This window comes from Sanguibacter inulinus (assembly GCF_013415325.1).
GTDB classification, from domain to species: domain Bacteria; phylum Actinomycetota; class Actinomycetes; order Actinomycetales; family Cellulomonadaceae; genus Sanguibacter; species Sanguibacter inulinus.
In genome coordinates, this window is sequence record NZ_JACBYE010000101.1 from 1 (window position 1) to 2,730 (window position 2,730).

Annotated in this window: 2 protein-coding genes; both read left to right on the forward strand. The window is 72.3% G+C overall.

Annotated elements, in window-relative coordinates; translation table 11 throughout:
• Nucleotides 1-86 precede the first annotated feature (86 nt).
• Complete coding sequence (gene hisC, locus HZZ10_RS19045) at nucleotides 87-1,190, forward strand: histidinol-phosphate transaminase (RefSeq protein WP_179914718.1); 1,104 nt, start codon at nucleotides 87-89, stop codon at nucleotides 1,188-1,190.
• A 344-nt stretch (nucleotides 1,191-1,534) separates the two neighbouring features.
• Nucleotides 1,535-2,428: a DeoR/GlpR family DNA-binding transcription regulator gene (locus HZZ10_RS19050; protein ID WP_179914719.1), complete on the forward strand. Its 894-nt coding sequence runs from the start codon at nucleotides 1,535-1,537 to the stop codon at nucleotides 2,426-2,428.
• Nucleotides 2,429-2,730: the final 302 nt, after the last annotated feature.

The following is a 2,730-nucleotide window of genomic DNA, read 5'->3' on the forward strand; positions in this document are numbered from 1 at the left end:
CCCCGGACCCTGGCCCCCGGGGCCAGCCACAGACACAGACAGCGGTGCTAGTCCTACGGACACCACGGAGGTGCGAGACTGATCGCGTGACTCGACGTGTCCCTCTCCGCCCTGCCGTCTCCGCCCTCCCCGCCTACGTCCCGGGCGCCCGCGTCCCGGTCGGCGCAGCAGCGTTCAAGCTCTCGTCCAACGAGAACCCGTACCCGCCGCTCGCCTCGGTCCAGGCCGCGATCATCGACGCGGCGTCGGACGTCAACCGGTACCCGGACATGTTCGCCACGGAGCTCACCGAGGCCCTCGCCCAGCACCTCACCGCAGACCTCTCACCCCAGGCGCTCGAGGACCACGGAGCGGTCTCGGCCGAGCAGGTCGTCGTGGGGAACGGCTCGGTCGCCGTGCTCGCGCACATCCTCGAGGCTGTCGTCGACGCCGGCGACGAGGTCGTCTACCCGTGGCGATCCTTCGAGGCATACCCGATCGTCGTCAGCGTCGCAGGCGGGACCGGGGTCCCCGTGCCGCTCGCCGCCCACGGACGCCTAGACCTCCAGGCCATGGCAGCAGCCGTGACAGACAGGACCCGCGTGGTCCTCGTCTGCACGCCGAACAACCCGACGGGCGCAGCGCTCACCCAGACCGAGCTCCTCGACTTCCTCCGCACGGTCCCCACAGACGTCCTCGTGGTCGTCGACGAGGCCTACCTCGAGTTCGTCCGCTCGGACGACCCGGTCGACGGCACGGCGGCGCTCGCGGCCCACCCCAACGTCGTCGTCCTGCGGACCTTCTCCAAGGCCTACGGCCTCGCGGGTCTGCGCGTCGGGTACGCGGTCGCGCGCCCCCGCCTCGCGACCGGCATCCGCTCGGCGTCGACGCCCTTCGGCGTCTCGCACCTCGCCCAGCGGGCCGCCCTGGCGTCGCTCGAGGCGAAGGACGAGCTCCTCGCCCGTGTCGACACCATCGTCGCGGAGCGCACCCGGTTCGCCGACGGGCTCCGCGACCAGGGCTGGGACCTCCCGGAGTCCCAGGCGAACTTCGTCTGGATGGAGCTCGGGCAGCGCACCGCCGAGCGCGCTGCCGAGGCCGCCGCGGCCGGTGTCATCGTCCGGCCCTTCGCCGGTGAGGGCATCCGCGTGTCTGTCGGCGAGCACGAGGCGACCGACATCTTCCTGCGGGTGGCGGCCGGCTGGCGCTGAGGTCGTGCCGGGTGCTGAGGCGTCAGGCGCTGGGGCCTGTCGGGTGCTGAGGCGTCGGGCACCGAGGTCGTGCCGGGCATTGAGGTGGCCTCGGACACAGAGGTCTGTGAGGCACCGAGGGCTGTCGGGCACCGGGGTCTGTCGGGCGCTGAGGTCTGAGAAGCGATGAGGTCAGTCATGTACTGGGTGCCTGTCAAGGACAGGGGTCGTGTCACCCACTGGGCTCGTACCGGACGCCGGGTGGTGGCGACGTCGCCCCAGGCCGGCCCGTGCCAGACTGATCCCTCGACGACCTCGACGCGGTGGACGGTCCCCGCGCACGACTGGGTGACGGTGATGCTGGCGTGCTCGTGAACGACCGCAGGGCACGTGTCCTCGACGAGGTGACCCGCCGCGGCTCGGTGACTGTCGCCGAGCTCGCCAGCATCCTCGGCGTCTCGGGCATGACGGTGCGTCGCGACCTCGACGTGCTCGCCCGCCAGGGTGTGCTCGACAAGGTCCACGGCGGAGCCACAGCGCCCCGGAGCTCGACGGGGCTCGGCACGTACGACCCGAGCGGCCTGGGGCCGCGCCACGACCTGGGGTCGCGCCACGACCCTGGCCTGCGCCGTGACCCTGGCCTGCGTCGTGACCCGGCAGCCGCGACCCGCCAGGCCGAGCAGGACGCCGCCGAGGCGAGCGTGGCGGAACTCGTCGCGACGCTCGTCGAACCAGGGATGGCAGTCGGCCTCTCCTCGGGTTCTGCCACGCTCGCGGTCGCCCGCGCCCTCGTCGGGGTGCCGGACCTCACCGTCGTCACCAACTCGCTGCGCATCGCCGACCTGCTCCAGCGGGTCTCGGCCGCCGACGACTCGGCGGCCCAGTCCGTCGTGCTCACGGGCGGTGTACGGACTCCCGCCGACGCGCTCGTCGGACCCGTCGCCGTCAGGTCGCTCGGGCACCTGCACTGCGACGTCGTGATGATCGGCGTCCACGGGATCGACCAGCACGCTGGCTTCACCACGAAGAACCTCCTCGAGGCCGAGACGAACCGCGCCTTCATCAGCGCGGGGAGCTCGGTCACCGTCGTCGCCGACCACACGCGGTGGGGGCGGGTGGGCCTCACGACCGTCGTCGACCTCGACGCCGTCGACAGGGTCGTCGTGGACGACGGTCTCGAGGACGAGCACGCGGAGGTCCTGCGCCCGCTCGTCAACGAGCTGTGGGTCGCGTCGCCGGCTGCGCCTGCGCACACCTGACCGGGTGTGCTTGCACGTACCTGACCGGGTGTGCTTGCACGTACCTGACCGGGGTGCCTGCGCACACCTGACCGGGGTGGGCCGGCACGTACCTCACCCGGCTGCGCCTGCATGGCTCACCGATCAGCGTGCCACCAGCGACGGCTCGCTCGGCGACCTCATCTAGCGCCATTGCGGCCATGTCTCCGGACCCTGGCCGCTCTATGCTGCCCGCTCGACGACGCCACCTCGGCCGCGCCTCCAGATCCCCCATCGCCACAGCGCCGCCTCGGGCCCCGTCCCTACCCCGCAGTCCCTACCCC